The sequence below is a fragment of the Sphingomonas hominis genome (genome assembly GCF_013328205.1).
Lineage (GTDB): Bacteria > Pseudomonadota > Alphaproteobacteria > Sphingomonadales > Sphingomonadaceae > Sphingomonas > Sphingomonas hominis.
Genome location: NZ_JABULH010000002.1, coordinates 541,250 through 555,722, shown reverse-complemented (window position 1 = coordinate 555,722; position 14,473 = coordinate 541,250). Strand labels below are relative to the sequence as shown.

17 protein-coding genes are annotated in these 14,473 nt (G+C 66.6%); 1 reads left to right on the top strand and 16 read right to left on the bottom strand.

Annotation, left to right across the window (positions count from 1 at the left end; genetic code table 11):
- Window positions 1–16: 16 nt before the first annotated feature.
- The 14 genes from der to HRV97_RS07685 all read right to left on the bottom strand — a co-directional run bounded on the left by der (window position 17) and on the right by HRV97_RS07685 (window position 11,835).
- Window positions 17–1,381 carry a ribosome biogenesis GTPase Der gene (der, locus tag HRV97_RS07750; protein WP_174193575.1) on the bottom strand — a complete coding sequence of 455 codons (1,365 nt, stop codon included), beginning with the start codon at window positions 1,379–1,381 and terminating at the stop codon, window positions 17–19.
- Window positions 1,382–1,440: 59 nt separating this feature from the next.
- Window positions 1,441–2,778, bottom strand: coding sequence for an outer membrane protein assembly factor BamB family protein (locus HRV97_RS07745; RefSeq protein ID WP_174193574.1), 1,338 nt, complete (start codon window positions 2,776–2,778; stop codon window positions 1,441–1,443).
- Window positions 2,775–3,485, bottom strand: a complete 711-nt coding sequence (locus HRV97_RS07740) for a tetratricopeptide repeat protein (protein ID WP_174193573.1) — start codon at window positions 3,483–3,485, stop codon at window positions 2,775–2,777. The genes HRV97_RS07745 and HRV97_RS07740 overlap by 4 nt, the downstream gene beginning before the upstream one ends.
- 71 nt (window positions 3,486–3,556) lie before the next feature.
- A complete protein-coding gene (gene panB, locus HRV97_RS07735) occupies window positions 3,557–4,435 on the bottom strand; it encodes a 3-methyl-2-oxobutanoate hydroxymethyltransferase (RefSeq protein ID WP_174193572.1) in 879 nt (292 codons plus the stop codon).
- Window positions 4,436–4,457: 22 nt separating this feature from the next.
- Complete coding sequence (locus HRV97_RS07730) at window positions 4,458–4,892, bottom strand: hypothetical protein (RefSeq protein WP_174193571.1); 435 nt, start codon at window positions 4,890–4,892, stop codon at window positions 4,458–4,460.
- Window positions 4,893–4,933: 41 nt separating this feature from the next.
- Window positions 4,934–5,302: an ArsC family reductase gene (locus HRV97_RS07725; protein ID WP_246248591.1), complete on the bottom strand. Its 369-nt coding sequence runs from the start codon at window positions 5,300–5,302 to the stop codon at window positions 4,934–4,936.
- Complete coding sequence (gene bla, locus HRV97_RS07720; protein WP_174193569.1) at window positions 5,296–6,117, bottom strand: subclass B3 metallo-beta-lactamase; 822 nt, start codon at window positions 6,115–6,117, stop codon at window positions 5,296–5,298. Before bla ends, HRV97_RS07725 begins: the two co-directional genes overlap by 7 nt.
- A 137-nt stretch (window positions 6,118–6,254) precedes the next feature.
- Window positions 6,255–7,811: a glutamine-hydrolyzing GMP synthase gene (guaA, locus tag HRV97_RS07715; RefSeq protein ID WP_174193809.1), complete on the bottom strand. Its 1,557-nt coding sequence runs from the start codon at window positions 7,809–7,811 to the stop codon at window positions 6,255–6,257.
- 138 nt (window positions 7,812–7,949) lie between these two features.
- Entirely contained in the window at window positions 7,950–8,579 is a 630-nt protein-coding gene (locus tag HRV97_RS07710; RefSeq protein ID WP_174193567.1) for a LysE family translocator, read from the bottom strand.
- Between the two features lie 158 nt (window positions 8,580–8,737).
- A complete protein-coding gene (rplQ, locus tag HRV97_RS07705) occupies window positions 8,738–9,157 on the bottom strand; it encodes a 50S ribosomal protein L17 (RefSeq protein WP_174193564.1) in 420 nt (139 codons plus the stop codon).
- Between the two features lie 220 nt (window positions 9,158–9,377).
- Window positions 9,378–10,442, bottom strand: coding sequence for a DNA-directed RNA polymerase subunit alpha (locus HRV97_RS07700; protein WP_174193562.1), 1,065 nt, complete (start codon window positions 10,440–10,442; stop codon window positions 9,378–9,380).
- A 91-nt stretch (window positions 10,443–10,533) separates the two neighbouring features.
- Window positions 10,534–10,923: a 30S ribosomal protein S11 gene (gene rpsK, locus HRV97_RS07695; RefSeq protein WP_019516037.1), complete on the bottom strand. Its 390-nt coding sequence runs from the start codon at window positions 10,921–10,923 to the stop codon at window positions 10,534–10,536.
- Between the two features lie 120 nt (window positions 10,924–11,043).
- Window positions 11,044–11,412 carry a 30S ribosomal protein S13 gene (gene rpsM, locus HRV97_RS07690; RefSeq protein ID WP_174193560.1) on the bottom strand — a complete coding sequence of 123 codons (369 nt, stop codon included), beginning with the start codon at window positions 11,410–11,412 and terminating at the stop codon, window positions 11,044–11,046.
- 189 nt (window positions 11,413–11,601) lie between these two features.
- Window positions 11,602–11,835 (bottom strand): hypothetical protein, encoded by a 234-nt coding sequence (locus HRV97_RS07685; protein WP_174193558.1) that lies wholly within the window; start codon window positions 11,833–11,835, stop codon window positions 11,602–11,604.
- A 302-nt stretch (window positions 11,836–12,137) separates the two neighbouring features.
- Here HRV97_RS07685 and HRV97_RS07680 point away from each other — a divergent pair, with 302 nt between their 5' ends.
- Entirely contained in the window at window positions 12,138–12,281 is a 144-nt protein-coding gene (locus HRV97_RS07680; RefSeq protein ID WP_174193556.1) for a hypothetical protein, read from the top strand.
- On the opposite strand, the gene HRV97_RS07675 is transcribed toward HRV97_RS07680, so the two are convergent.
- The gene (locus HRV97_RS07675; protein WP_174193554.1) at window positions 12,268–12,915 is read right to left on the bottom strand and encodes an adenylate kinase; all 648 of its coding nucleotides are present in this window, start codon (window positions 12,913–12,915) and stop codon (window positions 12,268–12,270) included. The two genes, HRV97_RS07680 and HRV97_RS07675, sit on opposite strands and share 14 nt — an antisense overlap.
- A 41-nt stretch (window positions 12,916–12,956) precedes the next feature.
- The gene (gene secY / locus HRV97_RS07670; RefSeq protein WP_174193551.1) at window positions 12,957–14,321 is read right to left on the bottom strand and encodes a preprotein translocase subunit SecY; all 1,365 of its coding nucleotides are present in this window, start codon (window positions 14,319–14,321) and stop codon (window positions 12,957–12,959) included.
- Window positions 14,322–14,473 lie beyond the last annotated feature (152 nt).

The following is a 14,473-nucleotide window of genomic DNA, read 5'->3' as shown; positions in this document are numbered from 1 at the left end:
CTTTTCTACAATCGCATCAATTGTCGAACGGGTTCTTGGGCGCGCGCAGCATCAACCGCACCGGGACAGCACCGAACCCCAATTCGCGCCGGATGCCGTTGATGAGATATCGCTGATAGCTCATCGGCAGCTGATCGACGCGGGTGCCGAACAGCACGAAGCCCGGCGGACGCGTCTTCGCCTGAGTCAGGTAGCGCAACTTGATCCGCTTGCCGCCGGGCGCGGGCGGCGGATTGGCCTCGATCGCGCGCTCGAACCAGCGGTTGAGCTCGCCGGTGCCGACGCGGCGCGACCAGGCGTCGCGCGTCTCGAACGCGGCGGCGATCAACTGGTCGATGCCCTTGCCGGTGGCCGCCGACACGGTCAGCAGCGGCACACCCTTCACTTGCGCCAGCCCTTCGTCGAGCGCCGCCTTGACGCCGTTGAACGTCTTCGACGGTTCTTCCGACACGTCCCATTTGTTGAGTGCGATGACGAGCGCGCGGCCTTCCTCCAGCACGCGGTCCGCGATGCGCAAATCCTGCGATTCCAATCCAAGCGTCGCGTCGAGCAGCAGCACCACGACCTCGGCGAAATCGACCGCGTGGAGCGCGTCGGCGACCGAGAGCTTTTCCAGCTTGTCCTGCACCTTGGCGCGCTTGCGCATGCCCGCCGTGTCGATCAGCCGCACCTTGCGCGGCCCCGTCGGACTGCCGAGCCATTCCCAATCGATTGCGATCGAATCGCGCGTGATCCCTGCCTCAGGCCCCGTGATCATCCGGTCCTCGCCGAGCATCCGGTTCACCAGCGTCGACTTGCCCGCGTTCGGACGCCCGACGATCGCGAGCTTAAGCGGCGCGTCGGGGCTGTCGTCTTCCTCGTCCTCGACCAGATCGTCCTCGCGCTCGAGGTGCGGCAACAGCGCCTCGAACAGGTCGGCGACACCTTCGCCGTGTTCGGCGGAGAGCTGCACCGGATCGCCGAAGCCGAGCGCGAGCGATTCGAGGATACCCTGCTCGCCGCTACGTCCTTCGGCCTTGTTCGCGACGAGGATGATCGGCGTGTCCGACGTGCGCAACCAGCGCGCGATTTCCTCGTCGAGCGGAATGACCCCCGCGCGCGAATCGAACAGGAACAAGGCGACATCGGCGCTGTCGACCGCGGCCTGCGTCTGGCGACGCATCCGCCCGGGCAACGTGTCCGGGTCCTCGTCCTCGTAGCCCGCGGTGTCGATGATGCGGAAGTCGAGGCCGAGCAGATGCGCCTCGCCCTCGCGCCGGTCGCGCGTGACGCCGGGACGATCATCGACCAACGCGAGCTTCTTGCCGACAAGGCGGTTGAACAGCGTCGACTTGCCGACGTTGGGACGGCCGACGATCGCGACCACAGGTAAACGGGACATGATGCGCGCGTGCCTAGCGCATCATGCCGTTCACGTCACCTCGCATCCAACCACCGCGCTCAGCGATAGGCGGAGAGCTGTCCCTTGTTGTCGAGCACGTAGAGCGTGTTGTTGGCGACGATCGGCGGCAGCGAGAAAGCGTTGCCGGCTGCGATCACGCTCTGCTCGCTGCCGTCGGCTGGCGACACTGCGACCAATTCGCCGCGCGAGTTGGTCAACCACAGCCGCTCACCCGCCAGCACCGGGCCGAACCAGTTGAACGCGTCCTGCTTCTTCTTTTCGTTCTTGTACGCGCGCAACTGCCCGATCCAGCGCACCTTGCCGTTGGCACGCGACAGGCTGACGACGCGCGAGTCGTCGGTCACGACGAACAACCACTCGCCCGCCAGCCACGGGGTCGAGATGCCGGCGAAATTCTGCTCCCACAGCCGCTGCCCAGTGCCCAGATCGAGCGCGACCATCCGTCCGCCCTCACCGATCGCGTAGACGCGGCCGCCCTCGATCACCGCGTCGGCATTGATGTCCGCCAGGCTCGACACCGAGGTCGAGATTGCGGTGCGCGACAAGGCGTCCTGCCACAGGTTGCGGCCGTTCTCGTAGCGATAGGCGTTGAGTTCGCCCGACGAGAAACCCGCGACCACCGTGCCCGAGCTCGCCGCGGGAGCCGCGACGCCGAACAGGCCTTGCGTCTCCAGGCTCGCGCTCTGCGTCCACACCACCTTGCCGTCGGCGAGGTCGAGCGCGAAAATCTGGTTGTCCTGGCTCAGCACGTAGACCTGGCCGTTGGCGATGGTCGGTGCGCCGCGAAGCGGCCCGCCGGGTTTGGCGCGCCACAATTGCTTGCCGTCCGCGGCATTGAACGCGACCACGTCGCCCAGCCCGTCGGTCGCGTAGACCTTGCCGTCATCGTAGCTGACGCCGCCGCCGAAGCGCGCCGACTGGTTGTTGTCCCCTTCGGACACGCTCGCCGTCCACAGCTTGGCGCCGGTATCGGCGGCGAAGGCGTGAACGGTCGCGACCACGTCGACCACGAACAGCTTGTTCTCCGCCACGACCGGTGCCGCGCCGAGCCGCTGGCGATTGCTGCCGCCGTCGATCTGCGCGGTCCAGGCACGCGTGGGCGATGCGGCGAGCGCCAGATGCCCCATCGACTTGTCCGCGCTGCCGCCCGACTGCGACCAATCGGCGTTGGCCTCCGGCGTCGGCAGCAGCACCTGCACGCTGGCGAGCGAAGGGTCGACCTCGGCGCGGTTCTCGGAGGCAAGGATCGCGACGCGGTTTCCCACCGTCGGCGTCTTCTTCGGCGCGCCCTTGAAGATGCCGCATCCGCCCAGCGTCAGCGCGATGCTCAGCGTGATGGGGCCCAGCGCAACGCGCGCCGCCTTGCCAACCTTCATTCCGTCATGCCCCTGCTGGCCGCGACATCCTGCGGCAATGCGTCGATCCCCAATACGCCCGCCATCTGAACCGCACGTTGACGCAGTGACGCGGGCACCGTCTTGTCGCGCGCGATCCGCGCGAAGGTCTGCCCGGCAAGATCGCGCTTGCCTTGCGCCAGATAGGCGGCACCTATCATCTCGCCCGCGCTGCCCAGATACGCGCTGCCGCCGACGGCGAGCGGGGTCATCCGCTGGATCACCACGTCGGGCTTGAGCGTGTCATACTCGGCCGCGGTCTGGCGGATCAGCGCGAGGTCGCGGAACGGCTTCGCGATGCTGATGTCGTTGGCGACGCTCGCGAACTTGGCCGCGGCACCCTTCAAATCGTTCTTGGCGAGCAGCACGTCGGCCTGCGAGAACAGTGCCAGCGTGCGGTAGCCATCGCGCTTCGATTGCGCGAGCTCGGCCAGCGGCTTTGCCGCGCCGTTGAAGTCGGCAGCACCGAGGTAATCGTAGGCGGTCTGGAGCGTCTCGCCTTCCTTCTCGGCCGCCACGCGCTGGCGATGTTGCCAGAACAGATAGGCGGCGAACGCGACCAAGATCGCGACCACCGCAACCACGATCCAGCGGCCGTAGCGCTGCCACAGCCCGATCATCTGCTCGCGGCGGTACTCCTCGTCCACCTCGCGCAGGAACGCCTCGTTATTCTGCGGCGTCAGGGCCACGTCTTGCTCCACATGCAGGAAAGTCGGCGGCGGCTTAGCCGTTCACCGCCCGAAACAAAAGGGGCGCTGCCTCAGCCCTTGGGCGCGTAGGTCTGCTCGGCCGTGGGGAACGTGCGCGCGCGCACCTCGGCCGCATAGGTTTCGACTCGTTCCGACACGTAGCCCGCCATGTCGCCGTAGCGCTTCACGAAGCGTGGCGTGCGCTCGAACAGCCCCAGCATGTCCTCGGCGACCAGCACCTGCCCGTCGCAATCGGCCGACGCGCCGATGCCGATCGTCGGCACCGCGATTGCCCGCGTGATCGCCTGCGCGATCGGCTCCACCACACCCTCGATCACCACCGCGAACGCGCCCGCCGCAGCGATGCTCTCTGCATCGGAGACGATCTTCTGCGCCTCGGCGTCCGATCGCCCGCGCGCGCCGTAGCCGCCGAGCGCATTGACCGCCTGCGGCGTTAGCCCGACGTGGCCGACCACGGGAATGCCGCGCTCCGACAGAAAGGCGACCGTCAGCGCCATCGCCGCGCCGCCTTCCAGCTTCACCGCCGCCGCGCCCGTTTCCTTCATCAGATACGCCGCGCTCTCGAACGCCTGCTGCGGCGACGCCTCGTAACTGCCGAACGGCATGTCGATCACCACCACCGCGTGATAGCTGCCGCGCACCACCGCCGCGCCGTGCGCCGCCATCATCTGAAGCGTCACCGGCACCGTCGAGGGCAGACCGTAGATCACCTGCCCCAGACTGTCGCCGACCAGCAGCATGTCGCAATGCGGATCGAGCAACTGCGCCATTCGCACCGTATACGCGGTCAGCATGACGAGCGGCTCGCCCTGCCCTTGCGCGATCGCCGCCTTGCGCGCGCGCAGTGCCGGCACGGTCAGCCGCTTCATTGGCGCGGACACCGGCGTCGGGCGGCTGGTCGAGGTGTCGATGGTGAAGGTGGTGGACATGGCCCCTCTTACGCGGCTCGCGTCACGCGATCCAGCCGCGCGCGCGGGCGTGCCGTGCGAGCAGGACCGACAAGAGCGCGACGCCCGCGATCACCAGCGGAAAGAGCGCGGTCGACCCGCCCTTGATCGCGACGATGTCGGTGGCGGCGAACAGCCAGCCGAACTGGATCACGACACCCAGCAGCGACAGAAACGTCAGCGGAATTGACAGTACCGATCGCGCGAGCAGCGCACCTGCGCCGAGCAGCCCGCAGCCAACCGTCACCGCATAGACCGCATTGTACCAGATCGGCAGCGACGCGTAGAGCGCGCGGTCAGCGTCGCTCGCCGGACCCATCGCCTCCGCGCCGAGGCGAAACTGCTGCACGCAGGCGTAGCAGCCCGCCAGCGCCCAGAGCAGCAGCGCGACCGAGACGACGCGAAACCAAACCGGCGGACGCTTCGATGCGTTACTCATCTCCCCTCCCCCAAACCAAGCCGCCCCGGTGGTGAACGCCTTCAGCCGAACAGCGCGGCGTAACGATCGGGCTTGAACCCGATCTCGGTCCGCTCGCCGGCCAGCAGCACCGGTCGCTTGATCATGCCCGGCTGCGCCAGCATCAACGCGGCGGCGCGCTCACGATCGAGGTCGGCGCGGTCCGCCTCGGGCAGCTTGCGAAACGTGGTGCCGGCGCGATTGAGCAACGCCGGCCATCCCGCCCGCTCGATCAAGTCGTCGAGCAAAGCCTGGTCGATGCCGTTGTTACGATAATCATGAAAGATGTAGTCGACACCGTGATCGGACAGCCACGAGCGCGCCTTCTTGATCGTGTCGCAATTGGGGATGCCGTACATCGTCACCGGTTGGGTCATCGGCTGGCTCACCATGCTTCCTTCGCCTGTCGCGCCAACTCGCGCTCGAAATCCTGCGCAGCGTCGCGCATCAATGCCGGCAGCAGCGTCGGCGCGACCAGCCGCTGTCCCGCCGCGCGGGCACGCACATCGGCCTGTTCGGGATGGAACGGCAGCACCACATCGGCGGGCTCACGCGCGAGCCGCGCGATGCTGTCACGCAGGTCGGCGACGATGCCGGGATAGCGCCGATTGCCGATCAGGCGGTTGCCCGCCACGGACACGCTGCACGGGAAGATCACCGCAAGCGAACGGCCGCGCTCGACCACGCGCGTCGTCCAGCTCGTGCAACCGGGCGTGTGTCCTGGCGTCGCGATCGCGCGCAACGTCACGCCGCCGAGCATGACTTGATCGCCGTCGCGCACCGCCCGCGTCACCTTGACCGCCGGGAAGCGGATCACGCCGTAACTCGTCTCACCCGGCGATGTGCCGCTTTCCAGCGCGGCGACGTCACCTGCGCCCGCCACGACCTTGGCACCGGTCGCACGCACCATGGCTGCATCGCCCGCGGCATGGTCGAAATGCGCGTGGCTGACGAGCAGCAGCTTGACCCGGTCGAGCGGCACAACGACCGCGCGGATGCTGCGCTGCACCGCCGGCACATTCTCGGCCATCGTCGCGTCGAGCAGGATCGCACCGTCGCGCGTCTTGATCAGATAGGCGGCGAGACCCTCGGTGCCGACGTACCAGATCGATCCGACGAGATGGAACGGCTGGATGGAACGCGTCCATGCAGGCGGGTTCGGCGTCGTCGCGGACGCGAGCGCCGGCAGCATCAGCGCCGCGATCACGGATGCGATTTCGCTGCGAGTACGGCCTGGACGAGTGATGCCCGCTTTCCGTGGCATCGTTGTACCTACTCGCTCACGGCCGCTTGCGCGGCCGAATGACACGGACAGGCAGCCCCAGGCTGCCTGCTTTATCCGCGTCATTCCCATTCGATCGTGCCCGGCGGCTTGGAGGTGTAGTCGTAGGTCACGCGATTGACGCCGCGCACCTCGTTGACGATCCGAGTCGACACCCGCGCGAGGAACCCGCCCGGAAACTCGAACGCCTGCGCGGTCATGCCGTCCGTCGAGGTGACCGCGCGCAACGCCAGCACCGAATCGTACGTTCGCCCATCGCCCATCACCCCGACCGAGCGCACCGGCAACAGCACCGCGAACGCCTGCCAGATGGCATCGTACAGCCCGGCATTGCGGATCTCCTCAAGGTAGATCGCGTCCGCCTTGCGCAGGATGTCGCAGCGCTCCTTGGTCACCTCGCCGGGAATACGGATCGCGAGGCCCGGCCCGGGGAACGGATGGCGACCGACGAAATGCTCGGGCAGTCCCAGCTCTCGCCCCAACTCGCGGACCTCGTCCTTGAACAATTCGCGCAAGGGCTCGACCAGCTTCATGTTCATGCGCTCGGGCAAGCCGCCGACATTGTGGTGGCTCTTGATCGTCACCGACGGGCCGCCGGTGAAGCTGACGCTCTCGATCACGTCGGGATAGAGCGTGCCTTGGGCGAGAAAATCCGCGCCCCCGATCTTCTTCGCCTCGTCCTCGAACACCTCGATGAAGGTCTTGCCGATGAACTTGCGCTTCGCTTCCGGGTCGGTGACGCCAGCGAGCCCGCCCATGAACAGCGGCTCGGCGTTCACGTGGACCAGCGGGATGTTGTACGCGCCGCGGAACAGCGAGACGACCTGCTCCGCCTCGCCCGAGCGCATTAGTCCGTGGTCGACGAAAACGCAGGTCAGCTGGTCGCCGATCGCCTCGTGGATCAGCACCGCCGCCACCGCCGAGTCGACGCCGCCCGACAGCCCGCAGATGACGCGGCCCGAGCCGACCTGTTCGCGAATCTCCGCGATCTTCGTCTCGCGGAACTCCGCCATCGTCCAGTCGCCGGCGAGGCCGCAGACGTGACGCGCGAAATTGGCGATCAGCTTGGCGCCGTCGGGCGTGTGGACGACCTCCGGGTGGAACTGCACGCCGTAGAAGCGGCGCTCCTCGTCGGCGACCATCGCGAACGGCGCGCCTTCCGAGGTCGCGACCGGCGTGAAGCCCGGCGGCAGCGCGTCGACCTTGTCACCGTGGCTCATCCACACCTGATGGCGCGAGCCGACTTCCCACAGCCCGTCGAACAGCGCACACTCGGCCTTCACGTCGAGCATCGCGTGACCGAACTCGCCCCCGTCGCCCGAGATCACGACGTTGCCGCCGAGCTGCGTGCTCATCAATTGCTGGCCGTAGCAGATGCCGAGGATCGGCACCCCCGCCTCGAACAGATGCTGCGGCGCGCGCGGGCTGTGCTCCAGCGTTACCGATGCGGGACCACCCGACAGGATGATCCCCTTGGGCTGCATCCGCTCGAACGCCTCCGCAGCCGAGTTGAACGGCGCGACCTCGCTGTAGACGCCCGCTTCGCGCACGCGGCGCGCGATCAACTGGGTTACCTGGCTGCCGAAATCGACGATGAGGATACTGTCGGGATGCTCCATCCGCTCGCGTGTAGCGACTGTGCGGCGTGCGTGGAAGGTCGCAAAGGTCACACCCCTATGCGTGCGCGCGCGAGCGGGACGTTTGACATGAGAAAGACGCGGGCAGCCTAAATGCCGATCGCGCGTGTAGGACAGCCGCTACGCCAGCCGCGCGGTGAACAGCGCGACGCCGAACGCGACGAAGATTGCCCCCGTCACGCGGTCGAACACGCGTCGCACACTGGCGCGCGCCATGTAGCGCGACAATGACCGCCCGCCGAGCGCGTAAGCCGCGTACCACAGGCACTCCATCGCGACGAAGGTGACGACGAGGATCGCGAACTGCGGCGCCTGCGGTGCCTTCGCCAAGACGAACTGCGGCAGGAACGCCGCGGCGAACAAGATCAGCTTGGGATTGCTGATCCCGATCGCGAAGCCGCCGCGAAACAGCGCGCGCTTCGACACGGTCTTCGGTACTGTGCCCGCGCCAACATCGACCGGCGCCTCGTCGCTGCGCCACGCCTTGATGCCCAGATAGATCAGATACGCGACGCCCGCGTAGCGCAGCACGTCGAACGCGCCGGGGATCGCGCGCAGCAACGTCGTCAACCCCGTTGCAGCGGCGGCGAGCACGATCAGCATCGCCGATAGACACCCCGCCATCGCGAAGGTCGTGCGACGCACGCCGACCTCGACGCTGCGTGACAGAATGTGGAGCATGTTGGGGCCGGGCGTGCCGCATAGCAGGAACACCGCGACGACGAACAGCCACCAGGTGTGAAGCGTCATCTGCTATCCCCTGTATTCATACGAGAAGGGGCCGCTCCATCGCTGGAGCGGCCCCTTCTTGTCAGCCCCGCCGCGGCAAAGTCGCGTCGTCAGCCGGTGCGGTGCACCGCTGGCCGGGCGAGTGCGTCTCGTGAGTAGCGTTCGCTACTCACGTGCGCTCACTCGCCGTCAAAATCCTCGTCGGTCATCACCGGACCCGAGTCCTGGCCCTTCGCCGACACGTCACGGTCGACGAACTCGATGATCGCCATCGGCGAGGCGTCCGACGCGCGGATGCCCGCCTTAATCACGCGGGTGTAGCCGCCGTTGCGCGACGCGTAGCGGGTCGCCAGCACGTCGAACAGCTTGACCAGCTGCGCGTCGTCGAGCAGCCGCGCGTGCGCCAGACGACGGTTCGACAGACCACCCTTTTTGCCGAGCGTCACCAGCTTCTCGATGTACGGGCGAAGCTCCTTCGCCTTGGCGACGGTCGTGGTGATCTGCTCGTGCTTGATCAGCGCAGCCGACATGTTGCGGAACAGGGCCTGGCGGTGAGCCGAGGTACGCTGGAGCTTACGACCGCCTACACGGTGACGCATGGTGTCTTCCTTCTCGTTCGTCAGGGGGCCGTTTCACGGAACCCCGGGACAGGTGGGACGGTGAGGCCACCCGGTTTGCCGTCGCTCCTAACGGGGAGCCCTATTTGGCGGCCGGGACGCGGGAGCAAGTCCCGCGTCTTTACGTCGAACGGATCGGCTGGGCCGTTCCGCCGGCCGGGCTGGAGCCGTCTTCGGCGTAGCATCGCTACGCCGATGCGGCTTAGCCCATAATTTCCTGCTCGAGCTTCTTGGCCATTTCCTCGATGTTCTCGGGCGGCCAGCCGGGGATCTCCATGCCGAGGCGCAGCCCCATGCTGGAGAGCACTTCCTTGATCTCGTTGAGCGACTTGCGGCCGAAATTCGGCGTGCGCAGCATCTCGGCTTCGGTCTTGCCGACCAGATCGCCGATATAGATGATATTGTCGTTCTTGAGGCAGTTGGCCGAACGCACCGACAGTTCGAGCTCGTCGACCTTCTTGAGCAGGTAACGGTTGATCTGCGCGGTATCGCCCGCGACTTCCGTCGTACCCGACACCGGGGCCGCGACGCCGACCGGGGCCGAACGCGTGACCGACGAATCGTCGAAGTGGACGAACAGCGCGAGCTGGTCCTGCAGGATACGACCGGCATAGCCGACCGCGTCCTCGGGCGTGACGGTGCCGTCGGTCTCGATCGTCAGCGTCAGCTTGTCATAATCGAGGTCCTGACCCACGCGGGTCGGGTCAACCTTGTACGACACCTGGCGCACCGGCGAGTAGAGCGCGTCGACCGGGATCAGACCGATCGGCGCGTCAGCCGGACGGTTGGCGGTCGCGGCGACGTAGCCCTTACCCGTGTCGGCGGTCAGCTCCATGTTGAGCGTCGCGCCTTCGTCGAGGTGGCAGATCACCAGTTCGGGGTTCATCACCTCGATGTCGCCCGACACCGCGATGTCGCCCGCCTTCACCTCGGCCGGACCGGTGGCGGAGAGCTGGAGCCGCTTCGGGCCCTCGCCCTGCATGCGGATCGCGATCTGCTTCACGTTCAACACGATGTCGGTCACGTCCTCGCGGACGCCCGCCAGGCTGCTGAACTCGTGCAGCACGTTCTCGATCTTGATCGAGGTCACTGCCGCGCCCTGCAGGCTCGACAGCAGCACGCGCCGCAGCGCGTTGCCGAGCGTCAGGCCGAAGCCGCGCTCCAGTGGTTCGGCGATGAACGTCGCCTTGCGCTTCCCGTCGCCGCTCTTCTTCTCGAGGCCGCTGGGCTTCTTCAGTTCCTGCCAGTTCTTTGCATTGACAGACAAGATCTCGTCCCCTGGGGTTGGGCGGAACGCGTGCGCACGCGACACCGCCTGGTAAGAAACGCGGCCACTCGTCAGCAGCCGCGCGAGAGCATCAGACGCGACGACGCTTGGACGGGCGAACGCCGTTGTGCGGGATCGAGGTCACGTCGCGGATCGACGTGATCTGGAAACCGACCGCCTGCAGCGCACGCAGCGCCGACTCGCGGCCCGAACCCGGACCCTTCACCTCGACCTCGAGCGTGCGGACGCCGTGCTCGGCGGCCTTCTTGCCCGCGTCTTCCGCCGCGACCTGCGCCGCATACGGGGTCGACTTGCGCGAACCTTTGAAGCCCATCATGCCGGCGGAGGACCAACTGATCGCATTGCCCTGCGCGTCGGTGATGGTGATCATGGTGTTGTTGAAGCTGGCGTTCACGTGCGCGACGCCCGCGGTGATGTTCTTGCGCTCGCGCCGACGAATGCGCTGCGGTGCCTGAGCCATGTGGTAGTTCCTGACCTATATTCCAAGTGACGCCGGCTTGGTGCCGATCGACCGGAGCGCGACCAAGGTTGCGCTGCCGGGATCGCTGCCTCCGGCGGAGTAAATCGTCCCCCGGACGATTTACTTCTTCTTGCCGGCGATCGGCTTTGCCTTGCCCTTGCGGGTGCGCGCGTTGGTGTGCGTGCGCTGGCCGCGGACCGGCAGGCCCTTGCGGTGACGCAGGCCACGGTAGCAGGCCAGGTCCATCAGGCGCTTGATGTTCATCGCGGTCTCGCGACGAAGATCACCCTCGACGGTGTAATCGGCGTCGATCGCTTCGCGGATCTGCAGCACTTCCTGATCGGTCAGGTCCTGAACGCGGCGCTCGGGCGCGATGTTCAGCTTCTCGGTAATCGTCTTGGCGTGCGCCGGGCCGATGCCGTGGATGTAGGTCAGCGCGATGATCACGCGCTTGTTGGTCGGGATGTTGACACCCGCGATACGTGCCATGAAATTCGTTCTCCTGTGCTCCACGGGGTGCGGCATGGCTGCCACGCGCCCCATCTCGTCGCATTGCGCTTCCGCCGCACCCTTCCCTGATCATACGTCGCATGACGCACAAGCGCGGCGCACGCAACGAAGCGCCGCCGGGACCGGTGTATCGGAAGCTGGATCAGCTAGGCGCGCGCAAACGCGAAGTCAAGCACCTGGTTCCGCCCGCCGCTTCAGTTTCATCCACCGCTGGAGCGCGACAAATGTCCAGATGATCTCCACCATGGCGAACGGCCAGGCGCCTTGCAGGAAACCGTACACCCCGCTCGCCACGCAGCCGAGCGCGAACAGCAAGGTCCAGAACGGTGCGCGATCCTCCAGCACGTAGCAGACGAGCATGAACAGCACCGCCGCGAAGCCGAACAGGGTTAGCGCATCCATGCGCGCCCCGCTGCCATGCGAGGGTCTGCTTGTCGAGGATGGGTGAGAGAAAGCGCCGGCGGGAGCGCGAGGTCCCCGCCGGCGAACCCGACGCCACCGGGAGTGTGGGCGGCGGGTAGTCAGAGCCGCGGGAGTACCTGGCGGGGGTGGTGCCCGGCATCGCGATCGGCGATCTGATGCAGCGTTTCTACCGCCGATCGGCTGTCGCGGCGGTGACCTGCGCATGAACTCTTTGTCATGTCGTGGCCGGCACTGCGGTTGGTTGCGAGCGTTAGAGGCCCATGGATCAGCAACGCGCGATCATGAGGGTCAGCATCGGCACAGTGGAAGTACGCGCCAAGGTCGTTGTCTCGCCAGGCGGCCTGCTCGGGCTCGGCAGCTGCGTGTCGATGATCCTGCTGGGCAGCGCCGCGATCGTCGTCGCGGCGCGTTTCAACCCGCGTTGAGGATCGCCTCGATCGAGGCGGTCACCACCCCGATGTCGGCCATGCCGTCGACCCGGCGGACGAGTCCGCGCGCCTCGTAAATCGGGATGATCGGCGCGGTCTTGGCGCGATACTCGGCCATGCGCGTGCGCACGGTCTGTTCGTTATCGTCGGGGCGGCGCTTGAACTCGGTCGATCCGCACACGTCGCACACACCCGCTGCTTTGGGCGTCTTGAACCTGTCGTGATAGCCCGCGCCGCAATTGGCGCAGGTGAAGCGTCCGACGATCCGCTCGACCAGCGCATCCTCGTCCACCTCGAGCTCGATGACGTGATCGAGCGTCTGGTCGCGCTCGGCGAGCAGCAGGTCGAGCGCGTCGGCCTGCGCCGCAGTGCGCGGATAACCGTCGAAGATCGCGCCCGTACCGGTACCCGCGTCCATCCGCTCACCGATCAGCGCGGAGACGATCGCGTCGGAGACGAGCTCGCCCGCGTCCATCACCGCCTTCGCCTGGACGCCGACCGGCGTACCCGCCTTCACTGCGGCGCGCAGCATGTCGCCGGTCGAGAGCTGCACCATGCCGCGCTCGGCCACCAGCCGCTCCGACTGCGTGCCCTTGCCCGCACCCGGCGGCCCCAGCAGGATGATGTTCACGCGCGCGATCTCCCCGTTTGTCGCCTGCCCGTCCCCGCGTGTCAGCGGCGACGCGCCCCCTTCAGCTTCGACTTCTTGATTAGGTCGCCATACTGGTGCGCCAGCAGGTGCGACTGGATCTGCGTCACCGTGTCCATGGTTACATTGACGACGATGAGCAAGCTGGTGCCGCCCAGGTAGAAGGGGATCGACAGCGCCGAGACGAGATATTCCGGCACCACGCAGATGAACGTCAGATAGGCCGCACCGATCACGGTGATGCGCGTCAGCACGTAATCGAAATAGTTCTCGGTGTTCTTGCCCGGGCGAATGCCGGGGATGAACCCGCCGTAGCGCTTGAGGTTCTCGGCCGTCTCCTCGGGATTGAACACCACCGCGGTGTAGAAGAACGAGAAGAAGATGATGCCCGCGGCATACAGCGCCATGTACAGCGGCGCGCCGTGCTGGAGGTACTGGTTCAGGCTGATGATTACGTCGCCCCACCAGCTGTCACCCTGCACGCGGTTGCCGGCGAACTGCGTGATCGTCAGCGGCATCAGCAGCAGCGACGACGCGAAGATCGGCGGGATCACGCCCGCGGTGTTGATCTTGAGCGGCAGGTGGCTGCGATCCGCCTGCATACCGCGCTGCGTCTGGCGCTTCGGGTATTGGATCAGGATGCGGCGCTGCGCGCGCTCCATGAAGCAGATCAGCAGCACGAGGCCGACAACGACCGCGATGATCGCGATCAGCACGAACGCGCTCATCGAACCCGAACGGCCACCCTCCAACAGGTTGACGATCGTCGTCGGCAGATGCGCGACGATGCCCGCCATGATGATCAGCGAGACGCCGTTGCCGATGCCGCGGCTGGTGATCTGCTCGCCGATCCACATCAGGAACATCGTACCGCCGATCAGCGACACGACCGCGTTGATGCGGAACAGCATGCCAGGCTCGACCACCGCCTGGATGCCGGAGTTCGCGCCGAGCGTCTCAAGGCCGACGGCGATGAAATACCCCTGTACCGCGGTCAGTGCGACAGTGCCGTAGCGGGTGTACTGGTTGAGCTTCTTGCGCCCGCTCTCGCCTTCCTTCTTGATCGCGGCGAGCTGCGGCGACAGCGAGGTCGCGAGCTGCACCACGATCGAGGCGGTGATGTACGGCATCACACCCAGCGCGATCAGGCTCATCCGGCTGAGCGAACCACCCGAGAAGGTGTTGAAGAAGTCGAGCACGCCGCCCTTGGTCTGGTCCGCCAGCAGGCCGAGCGCGGTCGCGTCGACGCCCGGCAACGGCACGTAGCTGAGTAGGCGGAAGACGATCAGCGCGCCGATCGTGAACCACAGCCGCTTCTTGAGGTCGGTCGCCTGCGCGAACTTCGCCAGACTGACGCTGGAGGCCATATTGTTGGCTACGGATGCCATCGTTGTCGCATGTCCTGGAACCGGGATGTCGCGGCACTCGACGGCGCGCGAATCCAAACAAAAGCGGCGGGGAAGCCCATGCCACCCCGCCGCTCATATAGGCACATCACGTGCCGTGTCTATTCTAGAGCCCGAGCGGCCGGTGTTGTCTG